Raw genomic sequence first — 17,044 nt, 5'->3', positions numbered from 1 at the left:
GAGCATGAAATCGATTTCGTCTAGAGTGAACGCATTCGTCTCGCCGCTCGTCGCGATCAAGGAGGATCGATGACCATCCGCTGCACGCTCGGTGTCGACATCGGCACGTCCAGCAGCAAGGGCGTGCTCGTCGACGCGTCGGGCGGCATCGTGGCCGCCGCGACGGTGGCCCACGACGTGCAGCGTCCGCGCTCGGGCTGGGTCGAGATGGACGCCCGCATCTGGTGGGACGAGTTCGTCGCCCTCAGCCGCGAGCTCCTCGAGTCCGCCCGAGCCGAGGGGCACGAGCCCGACGTCGTCGCGGTGGGCGTCAGCGGCATGGGTCCGTGCGTCGTGCTGGCCGACGACGAGGACGAGCCCGTGCGGCCGGCCATCCTTTACGGCGTCGACACGCGCTCGGGCGACCAGATCGCGCGCATGACCGACGAGCTCGGCGTCGACGAGATCACGCGCATCGGCGGCTCGACCCTCACGAGCCAGGCGGCCGGCCCCAAGATCGCGTGGGTCGCAGACGAAGAGCCCGAGGCCTACGCGCGGGCGCGCCGCCTCTTCATGCCTGCATCGTGGCTCGCCCGCAGGCTCACCGGGGCCTACGTGCTCGACCACCAGTCCGCGAGTCAGACGTCGCCGCTGTACGACGTCGAGGCGGCAGCGTGGCACGACCCGTGGTGGCAGCGCTTCGCCCCCGGCATCGAGGCTCCCGCGCTCGCGTGGGCTGGTGACGTCGTCGGCGAAGTGACGGATGCCGCGGCATCCGTCACTGGGATCCCCGCCGGCACACCCGTGATCGCCGGCACGATCGACGCCTGGACCGAGGCCGTCAGCGTCGGCGCCCACGAGCCGGGCGACCTCATGCTCATGTACGGCACCACGATGTTCCTCATCGCGACCAGCACCGAGACCCTCCGCACACCGTCGATGTGGACGACGGTGGGCGCGTTCCCCGGGACCCGGAACCTCGCGGGAGGACTCGCCACGTCGGGCGCACTGACGTCCTGGATCAAGGACCTGACCGGCGCCGACTACCCCGTGCTGCTCGCCGAGGCGGAGGAGTCCGGACCCGGCGCCCGAGGCCTCGTGATGCTCCCGTACTTCGCGGGCGAGCGCACGCCGATCCTCGACCCCGACGCGCGCGGCGTGATGGCGGGGCTCACGCTCGAGCACACGCGCGGCGACCTCTACCGCGCCGCGCTCGAGGCCACCGCGCTCGGCGTGCGGCACAACGTCGAGACGATGCGTGCAGCGGGCGCCGACATCCGCCGCATCGTCGCGGTCGGCGGCGGCACGCAGGGGTCGCTGTGGCTGCAGATCGTGTCGGATGCGACGGGGCTCGCGCAGGAGGTGCCGCGCACCACGATCGGCGCCAGCTACGGCGCGGCCTTCCTCGCGGCATCCGCGGTCGCCGCACCCGGCGATGCACCCCGCATCGCGGACTGGAACCCGGTCGCGGTCACCGTGCGGCCCGACCCCCGGCTCACGCCCGTCTACGACGAGCTCTACGACCGCTACCTGCGGCTGTACTCGTCGACGAAGGACGTCGTGCACGAGCTCGCCGCGGCGCAGCGCGTCCGCGAGGCGGAGGTGGTGACCGCGTGACCGGCGACACCCGTCGCACCCGCGGCATCCCGCACACCGCACAGCGGGCGGCCTTCCCGCTCGGCGGCATCGGCACGGGCAACGTGTCGCTCGGCGCGCGTGGAGAGCTGCGCGACTGGGAGCTGGAGAACCAGCCCGACAAGGGCCGCATCAACCCGTACTCGTTCTTCGCGATCCACGCCGCGCGCCAGGGCGGCGACGCCGTGACACGAGTGCTCGAAGCGCGCATCACGGGCCGACGCGACATCGACGCCGGCTTCCTGTTCGAGTGGCAGGCGGGGCTTCCGCGCCTGCGCGGCGCGACCATGCACGGCGAGTACCCCGTGGTCGACATCGATTTCGACGACGATGTGCTGCCGGTCGACGTGTCGCTGCGGGCGTTCACCCCGCTCGTGCCGCTCGACGCCGACGCGTCCGGCATCCCCGCGGCGGTGCTGCGCTACCGCGTGACCAATCCGGGTGCGCAGCCGGTCGCGGTGACGGTGGCCGGCAGCGTGAGCCATACCGCGGGCCGCGGCGAAGGCCCGTACGGCATGCGCGCGCAGCAGACCGTGCGGTGGCGCGACGAGGGGGGCGTGCGGGGGCTCGACTTCGGCATCCGGCTTCCCGAGGACGATCTCGGCTACGGCACGCTGAGCCTGACGACGGCGGATGCCTCGACCACCGCGAAATCGCAGTGGGTGACCGGCTTCTGGCCCGACGGCGCCCGCCTCTTCTGGAACGACCTGTCACATGACGGGCTGCTCGAGCCCGAGCCGCGCCTGACGCTCGAAGACCGCCCGCGCGGGCTGTTCGCGGATTCCGCCACCGTGGGCGCCATGACCGAGGAGGAGCTCTTCGAGAAGCTCCCGCGCCTGCGCACGGGCTCGCTCGGCATCGTGCACGAGCTCGCGCCCGGAGAGAGCCGCGACTTCGAGTTCGTGCTCGCGTGGAGCTTCCCGAACCGGCCGCGCTCGTGGCGCGGGCACATCGTCGCGGACGAGCGGCCTGACCCGGGGATCGTGCGCAACCGCTACGCCACCCTGTGGCCCGACGCGTGGTCGGCCGCGACGCACCTGCACCGCGAGCTCCCCGCGCTCGAGACCGCGACGCTCGCTTTCGTCGAGGCGCTCTACGGCGGCACGCTCGATCCGGTCGTCGCCGACGCCGTCGGCGCGAACATCGCGGCCGTGCGCTCGACGACCGCGTTCGTCGTCGAGACCCCCACCCCCGAGCTCGGCGACGGACCGGTGTTCGCCGCGTGGGAGGGCTCATTCGACCACGTCGGCTCGTGCGAGGGCACCTGCACGCACGTGTGGTCGTACGCGCAGACCGTCGCGTGGCTGTTCCCGTCGCTCGAGCGCAGCGCGCGGCGCGTCGAGCTGCTGCTCGAGACGGATGACGACGGCGCGCAGAAGTTCCGCAGCAACCGCGTCTTCGGCGGCGAGCCCTGGTTCATGGGCCCGGCCGTCGACGGGCAGCTCGGCACGCTCTTGCGCCTGCACCGCGAGTGGCGGTTCTCGGGCGACGACGACTTCCTGCGCGAGGCGTGGCCCGCGGCGGCTCGATCGCTCGAGTACGCGATCCGCGAGTGGGACCGCGACGGCGACGGGCTGCTCGACAGCGAGCTGCACAACACGTACGACATCGAGTTCCACGGGGTCGAGCCGCTCGCGAACGGCATGTTCGCCGCGGCGCTGCGCGCAGGAGCCCGCATGGCGGCGCACCTCGGCGAGACCGGGCGCGCGGCGGACTGGCTCGATCGCGCGGAGCACGTCGCGGCCGGCATGGACGAGCTGCTGTGGAACGGCGAGTACTACCGCCAGGTCATCGACGACGTCGATGCCCACCGGTATCAGTACGGCGAGGGTGTGCTGTCGGATCAGCTGCTCGGGCAGTTCCACGCATGGGTGAACGGCCTCGGCGACCTGCTGCCGCGCGAGCGCCTCCGCAGCGCGCTCGCCGCCATCGTGGAGCACAACCACCGCGAAGACCTCTCCGCGCACGAGAGCACGCAGCGCGTGTACGCGCTCAACGACGAGGGCGGCCTCCTGCTCGCATCGTGGCCGCGCGGCGGACGCCCGGCGATCCCGTTCGTCTACTCCGACGAGGTGTGGACCGGCATCGAGCACCAGGTAGCGGCATCCCTCGTCTACGCCGGACTCACCGACGCCGCCCTCACGATCGAGCGAACGCTGCGCGACCGCTACGACGGCGAGTACCGCAGCCCGTGGAACGAGATCGAGTGCGGCAACCACTACGCCCGCTCGCTCGCGTCGTGGGCGCTGCTCCTCGCGTTCAGCGGCGCGCAGTGGGACGCCCCGACCCGCTCGCTCGCGTTCGACCCCGTGGGTGACCGGCCCTTCCGATCGCTCTTCACGACGGGCGACGCGTGGGGGCGCGTGGAGATCGACGGCGACGAGCTCACGCTCCGCGTCGACGGCGGCACGCTCGCACTCGATCGTCTCGTGCTGCGCGGTGTCGCGGCATCCGGCCCCCTCGTCCTTCCCGCGGGAGAGGGCGCGACCTTCCGCGCATCCGCCCGCGTCACCGATCACTCACCACAGGAGACCACATGAGTACCTACACCCTTCCCGCTGCACGCGAGCGCCGCACGGTGCCCCCGAGGACGGCGTACCTGATCGCGTCGGGCGACCTGCGCGAATCGGCGAACACGGCGGGCTGGCCCACCCAGGTGGAGCTCGAGGCCGGTGTGACGCGCGCGCTCGAACAGCTCGGGTGGTCGGTGATCCGGGCGAACGAGGTCGACCCCGAGACAGGGCACGGGTTCATCTCGAGCCAGCGCATGGGGCTCGAGGTGTTCAAGACGATCCCGGCGGATGCTCCGCTCATCGTCGCCGAGGCGGTGTGGCAGTACTCCCACCACGTGCTCGCCGGGCTGCGCACGCACGAGGGCCCGATCCTCACGGTCGCGAACTTCGCGGGCGAGTGGCCGGGTCTTGTCGGGCTGCTCGGCCTCAACGCCGGACTCACGAAGATGGGCAAGCAGTACGCGACGATCTGGTCGGTCGACTTCACCGACGAGTGGTTCACGCAGGGCATCCGCGAGTGGACGGAGACCGGATGCATCACGCACGACGCGTCGCACGTGCGCCCGCTGCCGGCGCTGCCCGAGACACCCGAGGTCGAGCTCGGACGCGCGCTCGGCGACCAGCTGCTCGCCGACAAGGCCATCATCGGCGTGTTCGACGAGGGCTGCATGGGCATGTACAACGCGATTTTCGACGACGAGCTGCTCAACCGCACGGGGATCTACAAGGAGCGCCTGTCGCAGTCGGCGCTGTACGCCGAGATGCTGAACGTGACGGATGCCCAGGCCGACGCCGCGTACGACTGGCTCGTCGAACGGGGCATGACGTTCCAGTACGGCGAGGACGCAGCCACCGAGCTCACGCGCGACCAGGTGCAGTGGCAGCTCAAGATGTACATCGCCGCCCTGCGCATCGCGGACGACTTCGGGCTCGACGCTGTCGGCATCCAGTACCAGCAGGGCCTCAAGGACCTCGTGCCGGCATCGGATCTCGCCGAGGGCATCCTCAACTCGACCGAGCGTCCGCCCGTGCTCTCGCGCGACGGCTCGCGCGAGCTGTTCGCCGGCCGGGCGTTCCCGCACTTCAACGAGGCCGACGAGGGCGTCGCGGTCGACGCGCTCGTGACCGACCGGGTGTGGACGGCGATGGGTCTCGTGCCCGACAACACGCTGCACGACGTGCGTTGGGGCGAGGAATACGACGGCGAGTTCGTGTGGGTGTACGAGATCTCGGGTTCGGTGCCCGCATCGCACCTGGGGGGCTGGGACAAGGCAGAGGGCTGGCGTCAGGGCCACGTGTTCTTCCCCGCGGGCGGCGCGACGATCAACGGCGTCTCGAAGCCGGGCGAGGTCGTGCTGTCGCGCGTGTTCATCGCCGATGGCAGGTTGCAGGCGGACATCTTCCGCGGCACGGTGGTCGAGCTTCCCGAGGAGGAGACGCAGCGCCGCAAGGACGCGACGAACCCCGAGTGGCCGATCGCCCACGTCGTGCTGCACGACGTCTCGCGCGACCAATTCATGGCCCGCCACAAGGCGAATCACGCGCAGCTCGTCTACGCGCCCGACGCCGAGACCGCCGACAAGGCGCTCATCGCGAAGGCGGCGATGTTCGACCGCATGGGCATCAAAGTGAACCTCGTGGGACGGATCGATGGCCTCTGAGAACGAATGGACCGAGGCGGTCGACAAGGACGGATGGCTCCGCCCCGCGGCCGGCTCGGGACCGCGCGAGCCGCGGTGGGGTCACCCCGGCGGGATGCAGCTCGGGCTGCATCCGCTGTCCGGACCGCGAGGGCTGCTTCGCCTCTACACGCCGTACCTCGATCAGCCGCGCGACCGTCTGCTGAACTTCATCGCGGTCGAGCCGATCCCCGCGGGCGAGACCGCGCGCGGATTCTCGGAGCTCGAGCGCAGCCGGCTCGACGACGTGCCGGGTCTGCGCATGTGGACGACGGACGACCCGACGGATGCGGCGCCCCGCGACCCTCGCGATCCCGCGCGCGGCCGCGTCGAGGTCGCAGACGGCGTCGAGCGGCTCATCGTCGAGGTACTCGTCGAGCCGTTCGCGAACGGCGCCGACGTGTGGGTGCGTGTGGAGTTCCGCGCGGACCGGCCGCACGAGGTGTCGGTCGCGGCGTTCCGCCGGGACGGGTCGGCGGAGCTCGAGGCGTGCGTGCTCACCGCCACGATGGGCAACTGGGCGCGTCTGCGCACGCTGAGCCTCGCCGGGCGCGACATGTCGGCGGGTGAGCTGTGGCCGGACTACCGCGACATCCATTTCGCCGAGCACGCGGTGTTCGGCGTGGACGAGCTGCGGCGCGAGGGCCACGCCGTGGTCATCTCGGCCATGCCCGACGAGCCGTCGCCGCACACCGCGGAGCACGTCCCGGGAACAGCCGAGCACTGGCGGTACGTCGGGCGCCGCGCCGTCCAGACGTGGCGGGCCGAGGACCCGGATCCGGCGCTCGTGGCGCAGGTCAACGGCCGATACACGTATTGGATGAGCGAGCACCCCATCCCCGGCGGCATCGCGTTCGAGAACTTCGAGCTCGTCGAGCCGTTCCGGCAGGGGCGCGCGTTCACGTTCTCGGTGGAGCCGCTCGACTCCTGACGCGCTCGGCGCAGCGCGCGAGTGCACGACGTCGCGTCGAACGCACGGCTTCGCCGCGTGGCCAGGTCGTGCGCTCGACGCCAAGCAGTGCACTCGGCGGCGCTGCGAACGGGGCCGGGGCGCGGCGAAGGGCCGTGCGGCACACTGGGGGCACTCAGCGTCGGTCGTCGAAGGGGACCAGCATGAGCCCGCCGAGCGTGTCGACCCCGTCCTTGACTTGTTCCGCTTCGTGCATCGCGCGTTCCACGCGCTGCGGCATCCGGTGATCTTCACGACGCTCGGCGGTCTCATCCTCGGCATCCTCGGAGCGATCGGCACGCCGATGACGATGTTCAAGGGACTCGACCAGGCAGCGGAGCTGCTGGCGAAACCGGGCGATTACTCGGCGTCGCAGCTCACGCTCTTCGTCGTCGTCAAGCTGCTCGCGCTGGTCGTCGCGGCCGGCGCGGGCTTCCGCGGCGGGCGCATCTTCCCGATCGTCTTCGTGTCGGTCGCGTTCGGGCTGCTCGTCAACGAGCTCTTCCCGAGCGTCCCGATCTCGCTCGCCGTGGCCAGCGCGGCGATGGGCATGATCCTCGCCGCGACGCGCGACGACTGGATCGCGATGTTCGTCGCCATCGCGCTCGTGGGCGACCTCGAGGTGCTGCCGATCCTGTGCCTCACGATCCTGCCGACGTGGCTCGCCGTCACGCGGGCGCCCGAACTGCTCATCAGGCAACGGGCGGGGGATCGTCGGCCCGAGTGGGCGTGACGGCGCCTTACCCGTGTCCTGCCCCTCCGGCACACTGGGGAGATGGCGACACTCGACGACGTCCGTGAGATCGCGCTCGGCCTGCCCGGCACGTTCGAGAAGGTCGACGGGCACCGGGGCGGCGCCGGCTGGCGCACCGACAAGGGGCTCTTCGCATGGGAGCGCGGACCCAGCAAGGCGGATCTGAGCAAGCTCGAAGCGCAGGGGCGATCGTGGCCGGAGGGCCCGGTGATCGGCATCCGCACCGACGGCCTCGAGGCGAAAGAAGCCTTGCTCGCGTCCCTGCCTGAGGTCCTGTTCACGATCCCGCACTTCGACGGCTACCCGGCCGTGCTTGTGCGGCTCGACGCCGTCGATCGCGAGCTTCTCATCGAGCTCGTGACGGATGCCTGGATCGTCCAGACGCCCAAGCGCGTCGCCGACGAGTGGCTCGCGCAACGGGGCATCGAGCCCGGCGACTAGACCGCGGCCTGGAGGAAGAGCTCGTAATCCCGCCGCGACACCTCGGCGTACGCGTTCGCCCACTCGAGGATCGCCTCGCCCACCACCCGGCCGTTGCCGATGTAGCCGGCCACCTCGGGGGTGACGACGGCCTGCGCGTGGGCGCGCGCGAGCACCGCCGCGCACGCATCCGCATAGTGGCGGAACGGCACGTCGTCGAGCTGCTCGGTGTCGACGCCGCCCTTCATGTCGCGGAATTGGCGCACGTAGAAGTCGATGCCGCGCACCGCGCGCAGGTGCCCCAGCATCGGGTCGGAGAGCGCCTGCAGGATGCGCTGCAGGGCGGCGACGCGCCCGCCCTCGCCGTGCTCCTCGATGTAGGCGGCGACCTCGGGAGGTTGCTCGATCCCGCCGTGCTCGATGAGCACGCTGCGGCCCGCCTCCTTCCCCTGCAGCAGCAGCGCGTTGCCGTCGCCGTCCTGGAGCAGGACGAGGACGCACTGGGTTCCCACGCTGCCGACGCCCACGACGCGCCGCACGATGTCGGTCATGACGTAGTGGCGCAGCAGCAGCCGGATGTCGACGCTCACGGTCGCCGTATAGCGCCGTATCGCCTCGAGGATGTTCTCCTCGACGACCTCGTCGACGTGCGTCATGGTCGGCGGCGCCTCGACGAACCGCAGCCGGCCGTCCTCGCCGCGCTCGGTGAGCTTGCGCGCCGCACGCTCGCCCGTGCGGTGCTTCGCCTCGCGCATGGCCGCCCGCATCGTGCGGCGCGTCTCCGGGTCGAGCTCGCCGAAGACCGCCTTCGGGTCGAAGTGCGTGTAGTAGCGGTCCGTCGGGCTCGTCGTCTCGGCCGTCGCCATCTGCCGCGCGTAGGTGCGCACGGCCGACAGCGCGGCCTCCTCCGTCACGCGCTGGCTGCGGTTCACCGCCTGCCCCGAGATCACGATGCTCGTGACGAGCCGCTTCACATCCCACTCCCACGGTGCCCACGCCGCTTCGTCGAAGTCATTGAGGTCGAAGACGAGCGTGCGCTGCGGCGACGCGTAGAACCCGAAGTTCGCGACGTGCGCGTCGCCGCACGACGGCACGATGATGCCCGAGCTGGGGCCCGCGGCGAGGTCGGCGGCCATCAGCGCAGCGGTGCCCCGGTAGAAGGCGAACGGGCTCGCAGCCATGCGCTCGACCCGCAGCGGCACGAGCTCCGGCACGCGCGTCGCGTTCTGCGCCTGGATGATGCCGATCGGATCGCGCGGACCGTCGCCCAGGCGCGACAGCCGGCTGCGTGGCACATCGCGTCGGCGCTCGCGGCCCTCGGCCTCACGTGCGCCGTGGTCGGGAAGAAGCGGGGTCTGCATCGCATGCTCCTCACGTCTGCGATCACTGTATTGATTCCGTCACGCGTGCGGGGTAGCGCCGACGACACGGCTGCGTGCTCCGAGTGCACGCGTGGATCCCGGGGCTGCCCCGTAACGCCGCGGCGCTCGAGCGCGACGTGGCGGCGCCGCGTGCCGTGCGCGTCGACGCGGAAAGTGCGGCCTAGCCTGGGCGTCGTGAAGCGCCCCGAGCCTCCCGCCGCCCAGCCCGCTCTCTCGCCCGCTCTGCGGGTGGTCATCGGGCTCGCGGCATCCGTGATCGGTCTCGCGGGCCTCTTCTTCGCCCGCGAGATCGTCGGGCCGCTCGTCCTCGGCGCGGTGCTGGTGATCATCTGCCACCCGGTCCGGCATCCGCTCGAGCGGTGGGGGTGGCCCCGGTGGGCGGCGACGACGGCCGTCATCGTCGTCGCGTACCTCGTGGTCGCGGCCCTCGCGCTCATGCTCTTCTGGGCGGGCGTGGAGTTCACGCGCCTCGTGGTCGACTTCCAGGACGAGCTGCAGGACTTCGCCGCGTCGGTCGTGGAATGGCTGCACTCGGTCGGCCTGGACGAGCAGGCGGCGGATGCCACGGCATCCGTCCTTCGCCCCTCCAACGTCATCGCGTTCGTCACGTCCCTCAGCGGCACCGTCGTGGGCGTGCTCACGGCGCTGTTCTTCGTGCTCGCGTACGTCATCTTCATGGCCGCGGATGCCGCGCGGTACTCACGTGCGGAGTCGTCGTTCGGGGCGACGGCGCGCCCGGCGCTCGCGCGCTTCAAGGGCTACAGCTCGGGCGTACGTCGGTACTACGTCGTCAACGCGTCGTTCGGCGCGATCGTCGCGATCATCGACGGCCTCGCACTGTGGGCGGTCGGGGTGCCCGCGCCGGTGGTGTGGGCGATCCTCGCGTTCGTGACGAACTTCATCCCGAACATCGGCTTCGTGCTGGGGCTCATCCCGCCCGCGGTGCTCGCGCTTGTCGTCGGCGGGTGGCCGCTCATGCTCGTCGTGATCGCGATCTACATCGTCGTGAACGTCGTGCTGCAGGTGCTCGTCCAGCCGAAGTTCGTGAGCGACGCGGTCAGCCTGAGCCTCACGCTGAGCTTCTTCTCGGTGATCTTCTGGACCTTCGTGATCGGGCCGCTCGGCGCGATCCTGTCCATCCCGCTCACGCTCCTGGTGCGCGCGCTGGTCCTGGAGGGCGACCCCGACGCGCGCTGGCTGCGCTGGCTGTCGGGCGATGCGGATGCTGCGCGCCCCCCGCGTCCGACGGCGACGTGACGCCGCGGCCGACCTCGCCTGGCCGCGTCAGCCGAGCAGCTTCGCCTTCGCCGACGCGAACTCCTCTTCGGTGAGCACGCCCGCCTCCTTGAGCGAGGCGAGCTTCTGAAGCTCGGCCACGATGTCGACCCCGCCGGCCGGTGCGGCCGCCGCCGGCGCGGCCGCCGCCGGGGCGGCCTGCTGCTGCGCGGCCTGCGCCTGCTGCTGGGCCGCCTCGTACTGCTGCTGCTGCTCCTGCGCCTTCTTCTGCTGCTTGGCCTGCATGCTCCCGCTCACGGCCGTCGCGGTGCCCGCGACGACGGCGGTGCGCGCTGCGAGGCCCACGAGTCCAGGACGCCCGATTCTGCGGATGACCATGTCTGCTCCTTCGATCAGTCTTCTGCGGCGGCTTCGGCGACCGCGGCTTCGAGCTCGGCGTCGGCCAGGTCGGCGACGGCGTTGACGACCGGCGCGGGGATGCGCTCGGACGTGAGGACGATCCCCCCGGTCTCGGCAAGGCGGCCGGCGAGCTCGCGGACGAACGCGAGCTCGATCGCGACGACGGCCGCGGAGCTTCCCGCCGGCACGTGTTCGGCGAAGCCCACGATGTCCTCCTCGCCGGTGATGCCGAGGGCCGCGAGCTCGTAGTTCCCCAACCCGTACTCGTCGAGCTCCTCCTCGATCTCGATGATCTCCACGTCACCGCTCTCCGACTTGCTCACGATGACGAAGTCGAGGAGCCGCACCGTGCCGCTCTCGACGAGGTCGAACAGCGCGGACAGAACACTCGGGTCCGGTCGCTCGCCCTCGAACCCGATGACGAACAGCTCCACGGGTCCGTACCTGAACTCGGCCATACTCGTCCCTTCCTCGCCCAGCCCGACGACACCGTCGGCGCCCCATCGCCGGTTGGAGTTCAGTATCGCGGCGTGGGCGCGCGTGCGCCAGGGTGTCCGTTTGCCGCGGCTCCGGGCGGTCCGAGGTCAGCCGGCCGCGGCCTCGTTCACGCGGTCACGCCACTCGAGGAGCGGCTTCAGCGGCTTCAGGTCGTAGTCGGGGCCGTCGATCGCCGGGATGAGGAACCGGAAGCCGAGCTCGTGCAGGCGCTCGAGGCGCCCGTCGAGCAGAGGGCCGAAGCCGCGCACGGTGTAGCCCGTCGACAGCTCGATCTCGGCCGGGTCGCGGCCCTCGCGCGCGCACCAGTCGTGCAGCACGCCGATCTTGCGAGGCAGGTCATCGAGCCGCGTGAACGTGTGCCAGATGTCGGCGTACCGGGCGACGAGTCGAAGCGTCTTGCGCTCGCCCTGCCCGCCGATGAGCACCGGGATCCTGCGGGTCGGCGGCGGGTTCAGGGCGTCCCAGCGACGAAGGATGCGCGGGAGGTCCTCGGCGAGGGCGTCCAGGCGCGAGCCCACCGTGCCGAACTCGTATCCGTACTCGTCGTAGTCGCGCTGCGCCCAGCCCGAGCCGGTGCCGAAGATGAAGCGGCCCGTACCGGTCGCCCTCGCACTCAGGTGATCGACGGTGCGAGCCATGTCGGCCTGCAGATCGGGGTTGCGGTACGAGCTGCAGTTCACCAGCGGACCGAACTCGACGCGCTCGGTCATCTCGGCCATCGCCGCGAGAACCGTCCACGACTCGAAGTGCTCGCCGTCGGACGGCGCCGTGAGGGGGAAGAAGTGGTCCCAGTTGAAGACCGCGTCCACGCCGATGTCCTCCGCGCGGAGCACCGCGTCGCGGAACTGTCCGATCGTCGCGTGCTGGGGCGACAGCTGCACGCCGATCCGGACGGGGCGGCCGGATGCCGGATGCACCGTGCCGGAGGCCGACTCGGCGGTGGTCGGGGGAACGTGGGTTTTCGTGCTCGTGGGGGTCATGGCATCCGTCTCTGTCAGGGTTCGATGCGCAGCACGGTCGGCGCCTCGCCGAGCGTGAGGTCGTCGACGACGCGCAGCGTGCGGGCGAGGTCGTCCACGGCGCCGATCACCGTGCCGAAGCGCTCGCGATCGCTGCACACGGCGGTCAGGGTCACGAAGTGCGTCCCGGTGTCCCACGTGTACGTCGCGAACGGGGGCGTGCGGCCGTCGCTCGGCAGCGGCATCATGAGCCGCTCGCCCATGCCCAGGTGCGGGTTGCGGAAGTCCTCGGTGTCGTCGTACTCGATGGGCATCATCGCGCGTGTGGCGCGCAGGTGCGGTGTCGCCTCCTGCACCTGGGCCATGGCGACGAGCAGGTCGGGGTCGCTGCGCCACACCCAGACGAGCACGCGCCCGCCCGCACGGCGGATGAGGAACGGGGCGGCCTGGCTCATCACCCACGCCATCGCGCCGCTGGCCGGGCGCTCGGTCGCGCCCATCGCGCGATTGGCCTGGGTCAGCAGCATCCGTATCGCCGCCTTGCGGTGACGTCGGCCGCGTAAGCCCAGCGAGCCGGTCACGGGAACCCAGCGGTCGGCGGGTGCGTCGGCCTGCAGTCGGGGCATTCATCCAGGTTAGATGGCCTGCCGCGCCCGGGGTCCGGATGACCCCTCGGGTACAGTTGATTGGCCGCAGTGCCCCGGCCTCAGCAGATTGGCAGCCCTCACCCGTGACCGATCCCGCGACGCCCGACGACACCCGCGCCGACGCCGTGCCCCCTCGATCCGACCCAGAGGCGGCCGCGCCGCGCCCGCTCACCGTGCTCATCGGCGCCGACACGTTCCTTCCACACGTCAACGGCGCCGCGCGTTTCGCGGAGCGCCTGGCGGCGGGGCTCGTCGCGCGCGGGCACGATGTGCATGTCTCGGCCCCGAGCGCGGGGCATCGCAACCACGGCACCCTGGTCGAGACGATCGAGGGTCAGCAGATGACCGTGCACAGGCTCCCCGCGTGGCGCTGGTACCCACATGACTGGCTCACGTTCGTGCTGCCGTGGATGTCGAAGCACTACGCGCGCAAGGTGCTCGACGAGGTCGAGCCCGATGTCGTGCACATCCAGTCGCACATCGTGATCGGGCGGGGACTCGCGCGCGAGGCGCGCAAGCGCGGCATTCCGATCGTCGCGACGAACCATGTGATGGCCGAGAACATCGTCGACTTCACGACCCTGCCGCCGGTCCTCGACGGCCTGGTCGTGAGACTCGCGTGGCAGGACGCCGAGCGCACGTTCAAGATGACGCGCGCTGTGACGACGCCGACGCGCAGGGCCGCCGACTTCCTCGAGAAGACGATCGACATCAACGGCGTCATCCCCGTCAGCTGCGGAATCGAGGCCTCCAACTACCGCGCCGACCTCACCCCGCGCGATGCGCACCGCCTGATCTTCGTCGGCCGGCTCACGACCGAGAAGCAGATCGACGTGATCCTGCACGCGATCGCGAAGCTCGACCCGGCGCTCGGCGTGACGTTCGACGTCGTCGGCAACGGCGACCAGCGCCGCAACCTCGAGCAGCTCACCGCGAAGCTCGGGCTCGCCGAGCGCGTGACGTTCCACGGCTATACGAGCGACGAGGAGCTGCGCTCGCTGCTGACTCGTGCGAGCGCCTTCGTGATCGCCTCGATCGCGGAGCTGCAGTCGATCGCGACGATGGAGGCGATGGCATCCGGCCTGCCGATCGTCGCCGCCAACGCCGTGGCCCTCCCGCACCTGGTGCACGAGGGCGAGAACGGGTATCTGTTCGAGCCGGGCAACGTGGACCAACTCGCGGGGCTCATCACGAGGGTGCTCACACAGGCGCCCGAGGAGCGGCGGCGCATGCAGAAGGCGTCGCTCGAGGGCGTCAAGGTGCATGACATGACCCGCACGCTGGAAACCTTCGAGGCGCTGTACCGCGGCGAGCCGCTCCCGGAGTGACGACGTGCACGTCGTGATGTTCGGCGACCAGCACCTCGCGACGCTGGGCGGGGCGCAGGTCTCGATGCGGCTGCAGAAGAAGTTCCTCGAGAGGGCCGGTCACACCGTCACCGTGGTGGCGCCTGCTCCGCACGGACCCGCACGGCAGCGGATCATCGGCGGCGACGACGCTCTCGTCGACCTCCCCTCGATCCCGATCACACCCGACCGCGAGTACTCGTTCTCGTGGCCCGGCCGGCGCACGGATCGGTTCGTCGACGCGGCGATGGAAGGGCGCCCGCCGGTCGACCTCGTCCACGTGCAGGGCGACTTCTGGGCGGCGTTCATCGGCCACCGGTTCGCGGCGCGTCACGGTCTGCCGGTCGTGCACACGATGCACAACCGCGTCGACGTCGGCGTCGAGGCGACGACGCCCTTCCCGGCGCTCGTGCTCGCGGTGCTCAACTGGTGGCAGCAGCGCGCTGTCGCCGGGCCGCTGCGCATGCCGGGACGGGACGGGTGGACGTACCAGCGCCGCTTCGCCGAGTTGGCGGATGCCGTGACCGTCCCGTCCTCGCACTTCGCACGGCGCCTCGAAGAGAACGGCGTGGTTCCCGGTGGCACGCGCGCCGCGAAGCGGGGCGTCGACGTCGTGTGGAACGGCATCGACGACGACCTGCTCGACGAGGTGCGGGCGACCGCTGCGCTCGAGCGCGAGCCGGGGCTGCCGCGGTTCGTGTGGCTCGGCCGAATGAGTCCCGAGAAGCGCCTGCTGCCGTTCCTCGAGGCCGTGGCCGAGTCGGGCGTGGCCGCCGACGTCACGGTGGTCGGCGGCGGAGCGCAGCTGCGCGCGGCGCAGCGGATCGTCGAGGAGCGGCGGCCGGCGGCATCCGTCTCGTTCGCCGGCCGGTTGAGCTACCCCGAGACCCTGCAGACGATTCAGCGCGCCGACGCGGTCGTGCAGACGTCGATCGGGTTCGAGACGCAGGGGATGACGATCTTCGAGGCCGCGTCCGTCGGTACGCCGTCGATCGTGAGCGATCCCGATCTCGCGCACGAGCTGGGGTCCGGTCTGTGGCCGGTGGCGGGCGACGCGGATGCCGCGGCCGAGGTCTCCGCACTGGCGGAGGCGCTGCGCCGGGCTGCCGCCGACATCGAGGCGGGAACCGCTCCGGAGCCGGACCCGGACATCCGCGAGCGCTTCCGCCAGTCGTCGCGCACGGCGGCGATGGTGGAGGTCTACGACCGCGTGCGGTCCTGACCCACCGCCGTCGCCGCGCGCGAGCGGATCAGGGCAGGCGAGTCCGGTCGGTGGCGACCGGGTGGAAGTCGTCGCTCGTGAGTCGCGCGAAGGTCGCGACGATTCCGGCGACTGCGAGTGCACCGAATGCGATGAGGATCAACATGGCAGAAACGCTACGCTTGCAATGATCCTGCCACGAGTGGCAGAATGGACACCGTTCGCACGAATCCTGCCACGTCTGCACCGGAGGTACTCATGAAGACGGTCGCCTGCATCGTCACCGAGGGGTTTGCGCCGTTCGAGTTCGGCGTCGCGTGCGAGGCCTTCGGACTCGACCGGTCCGACGACGGCATCCCGAACTTCGACTTCCGCATCGTGACGCCCGACCCGGGGGTCGTCCCATCGAAGATGGGCTTCTCGATCAACGTCGAGAACGACCTGTCGTTCGCCTACGAGGCAGACCTCGTGGTGGTGTCGCCGGCCCCCCGGCAGTACTGGCATCGCATCGACGAGCGAGTGCTCGACGTCGTGCGCGACGCGGTCGCCCGCGATGCGTGGGTGCTGAGCGTCTGCAGCGGCTCGTTCGTGCTCGCCGCGGCCGGCGTGCTCGACGGGCGCCGAGCGACGACGCACTGGATGTACGCCCCCGCGATGACCGAGATGTACCCGAAGATCGAGGTCGACCCCGACGTGCTGTACGTGCAGGACGGGCGCATCATCACGAGCGCCGGCACCGCGGCGGGCCTCGACGCGTGCCTGCACCTGCTGCGCCAGGAGCTGGGCGCCGAGATGACGAACCGCATCGCTCGCCGCATGGTCGTCCCGCCGCAGCGCGACGGGGGCCAGGCCCAGTTCATCGTGAAGCCGCTGCCCGAGGTGCAGTCGCTGTCGCTCGCGCCGGTCACCGACTGGATGCTCGAGAACCTCCGCCTCGACCTCACGGTCGACCAGCTCGCCGCGAAGGCGCACATGTCGCCGCGCACATTCGCGCGACGGTTCAAGGCGGACTACGGCGCGACGCCGGCCGCATGGCTCGCGCGGCAGCGCATCATCCACGCGCAGCGCCTTCTCGAGCAGACCGACCTCGGCCTGGACCGCATCGCCTACGAGAGCGGCTTCGGCTCGGCTGCGGTGCTGCGTCAGAACTTCTCGCGCGTGCTCGGCATCACACCGACGGCGTATCGCGCGCGGTTCTGCTGCACGCGCGACGACATGAAGACGGATGCGGCGGCCGAGGCATCCGTCGCCCAGAAGGAGCTCGAGCCGGTCGCCTGACGCCCTCGCGTTCCCGGCCATCTCGGGTTTGGGGCGGTGTACCGACGTTGGGGCGGATGTCCTCCGCCCCAACGTCGCTTTCCCGCCCCAAACCGGGCGTGTGGTGTCCGCGAGTGACATTGATTCGAGAACCGGTCGCTGGTAAAGTTGAGCCAGATCGACTCAAGTT

Annotated in this window: 15 protein-coding genes; 10 read left to right on the top strand and 5 right to left on the bottom strand. The window is 70.9% G+C overall.

The window, feature by feature from the left end; all coding sequences use genetic code 11:
• The first annotated feature begins 69 nt into the window (after positions 1-69).
• From BJ991_RS01935 to BJ991_RS01910, 6 genes are all read left to right on the top strand, one after another.
• A complete protein-coding gene (locus tag BJ991_RS01935; RefSeq protein WP_179486983.1) occupies positions 70-1,596 on the top strand; it encodes an FGGY-family carbohydrate kinase in 1,527 nt (508 codons plus the stop codon).
• Positions 1,593-4,154 (top strand): GH116 family glycosyl-hydrolase, encoded by a 2,562-nt coding sequence (locus BJ991_RS18750; protein ID WP_179486981.1) that lies wholly within the window; start codon positions 1,593-1,595, stop codon positions 4,152-4,154. Before BJ991_RS01935 ends, BJ991_RS18750 begins: the two co-directional genes overlap by 4 nt.
• Positions 4,151-5,788 (top strand): fucose isomerase, encoded by a 1,638-nt coding sequence (locus tag BJ991_RS01925; protein WP_179486979.1) that lies wholly within the window; start codon positions 4,151-4,153, stop codon positions 5,786-5,788. Before BJ991_RS18750 ends, BJ991_RS01925 begins: the two co-directional genes overlap by 4 nt.
• On the top strand, positions 5,778-6,737 hold the full coding sequence (locus BJ991_RS01920) for a hypothetical protein (RefSeq protein WP_179486977.1): 960 nt from the start codon (positions 5,778-5,780) through the stop codon (positions 6,735-6,737). Before BJ991_RS01925 ends, BJ991_RS01920 begins: the two co-directional genes overlap by 11 nt.
• Before the next feature lie 217 nt (positions 6,738-6,954).
• Entirely contained in the window at positions 6,955-7,488 is a 534-nt protein-coding gene (locus tag BJ991_RS01915) for a chloride channel protein (RefSeq protein WP_179486975.1), read from the top strand.
• A gap of 42 nt (positions 7,489-7,530) precedes the next feature.
• Positions 7,531-7,950 carry an MmcQ/YjbR family DNA-binding protein gene (locus BJ991_RS01910; RefSeq protein WP_179486973.1) on the top strand — a complete coding sequence of 140 codons (420 nt, stop codon included), beginning with the start codon at positions 7,531-7,533 and terminating at the stop codon, positions 7,948-7,950.
• Here the strand turns inward: BJ991_RS01910 and BJ991_RS01905 are convergent.
• Positions 7,947-9,290, bottom strand: coding sequence for a DUF2252 domain-containing protein (locus BJ991_RS01905; RefSeq protein WP_179486971.1), 1,344 nt, complete (start codon positions 9,288-9,290; stop codon positions 7,947-7,949). The two genes, BJ991_RS01910 and BJ991_RS01905, sit on opposite strands and share 4 nt — an antisense overlap.
• 195 nt (positions 9,291-9,485) lie before the next feature.
• Between BJ991_RS01905 and BJ991_RS01900 the strand changes: the two genes are divergently transcribed.
• Positions 9,486-10,568, top strand: a complete 1,083-nt coding sequence (locus BJ991_RS01900; protein ID WP_343048608.1) for an AI-2E family transporter — start codon at positions 9,486-9,488, stop codon at positions 10,566-10,568.
• A gap of 27 nt (positions 10,569-10,595) precedes the next feature.
• Here BJ991_RS01900 and BJ991_RS01895 read toward each other — a convergent pair whose 3' ends face one another.
• The 4 genes from BJ991_RS01895 to BJ991_RS01880 all read right to left on the bottom strand — a co-directional run bounded on the left by BJ991_RS01895 (position 10,596) and on the right by BJ991_RS01880 (position 13,029).
• Positions 10,596-10,925: an SHOCT domain-containing protein gene (locus tag BJ991_RS01895; RefSeq protein WP_179486967.1), complete on the bottom strand. Its 330-nt coding sequence runs from the start codon at positions 10,923-10,925 to the stop codon at positions 10,596-10,598.
• Positions 10,926-10,939: 14 nt separating this feature from the next.
• Positions 10,940-11,404 carry a DUF6325 family protein gene (locus BJ991_RS01890; protein ID WP_179486965.1) on the bottom strand — a complete coding sequence of 155 codons (465 nt, stop codon included), beginning with the start codon at positions 11,402-11,404 and terminating at the stop codon, positions 10,940-10,942.
• Between the two features lie 126 nt (positions 11,405-11,530).
• The gene (locus tag BJ991_RS01885; RefSeq protein WP_179486963.1) at positions 11,531-12,424 is read right to left on the bottom strand and encodes an LLM class F420-dependent oxidoreductase; all 894 of its coding nucleotides are present in this window, start codon (positions 12,422-12,424) and stop codon (positions 11,531-11,533) included.
• Between the two features lie 14 nt (positions 12,425-12,438).
• The gene (locus BJ991_RS01880; protein ID WP_179486961.1) at positions 12,439-13,029 is read right to left on the bottom strand and encodes a hypothetical protein; all 591 of its coding nucleotides are present in this window, start codon (positions 13,027-13,029) and stop codon (positions 12,439-12,441) included.
• A 104-nt stretch (positions 13,030-13,133) separates the two neighbouring features.
• On the opposite strand from BJ991_RS01880, the gene BJ991_RS01875 reads away from it, so the two are divergent.
• The 3 genes from BJ991_RS01875 (at position 13,134) to BJ991_RS01865 (ending at position 16,875) form a co-directional block, all read left to right on the top strand.
• Positions 13,134-14,378, top strand: a complete 1,245-nt coding sequence (locus BJ991_RS01875) for a glycosyltransferase (protein WP_425487517.1) — start codon at positions 13,134-13,136, stop codon at positions 14,376-14,378.
• Between the two features lie 4 nt (positions 14,379-14,382).
• Positions 14,383-15,618 (top strand): glycosyltransferase, encoded by a 1,236-nt coding sequence (locus tag BJ991_RS01870; protein WP_179486957.1) that lies wholly within the window; start codon positions 14,383-14,385, stop codon positions 15,616-15,618.
• A 237-nt stretch (positions 15,619-15,855) separates the two neighbouring features.
• Positions 15,856-16,875 (top strand): GlxA family transcriptional regulator, encoded by a 1,020-nt coding sequence (locus BJ991_RS01865; protein ID WP_179486955.1) that lies wholly within the window; start codon positions 15,856-15,858, stop codon positions 16,873-16,875.
• The last annotated feature ends 169 nt before the right edge of the window (positions 16,876-17,044 follow it).

This window comes from Microbacterium immunditiarum (assembly GCF_013409785.1).
In the GTDB taxonomy this organism is placed as follows: Bacteria; Actinomycetota; Actinomycetes; order Actinomycetales; family Microbacteriaceae; genus Microbacterium; species Microbacterium immunditiarum.
Note: the sequence above shows the minus strand (reverse complement) of the source record. Positions and strands in the feature narration are given on the sequence as shown.

Coding starts and splice junctions, on each gene's coding strand:
- BJ991_RS01925 (WP_179486979.1), top strand. CDS start 4,151: ATGAGTACCTACACCCTTCCCGCTGCACGCGAGCGCCGCACGGTGCCC.
- BJ991_RS01935 (WP_179486983.1), top strand. CDS start 70: ATGACCATCCGCTGCACGCTCGGTGTCGACATCGGCACGTCCAGCAGC.
- BJ991_RS01910 (WP_179486973.1), top strand. CDS start 7,531: ATGGCGACACTCGACGACGTCCGTGAGATCGCGCTCGGCCTGCCCGGC.
- BJ991_RS01895 (WP_179486967.1), bottom strand. CDS start 10,925: ATGGTCATCCGCAGAATCGGGCGTCCTGGACTCGTGGGCCTCGCAGCG.
- BJ991_RS01880 (WP_179486961.1), bottom strand. CDS start 13,029: ATGCCCCGACTGCAGGCCGACGCACCCGCCGACCGCTGGGTTCCCGTG.
- BJ991_RS01890 (WP_179486965.1), bottom strand. CDS start 11,404: ATGGCCGAGTTCAGGTACGGACCCGTGGAGCTGTTCGTCATCGGGTTC.
- BJ991_RS01920 (WP_179486977.1), top strand. CDS start 5,778: ATGGCCTCTGAGAACGAATGGACCGAGGCGGTCGACAAGGACGGATGG.
- BJ991_RS01905 (WP_179486971.1), bottom strand. CDS start 9,290: ATGCAGACCCCGCTTCTTCCCGACCACGGCGCACGTGAGGCCGAGGGC.
- BJ991_RS01885 (WP_179486963.1), bottom strand. CDS start 12,424: ATGACCCCCACGAGCACGAAAACCCACGTTCCCCCGACCACCGCCGAG.
- BJ991_RS01865 (WP_179486955.1), top strand. CDS start 15,856: ATGAAGACGGTCGCCTGCATCGTCACCGAGGGGTTTGCGCCGTTCGAG.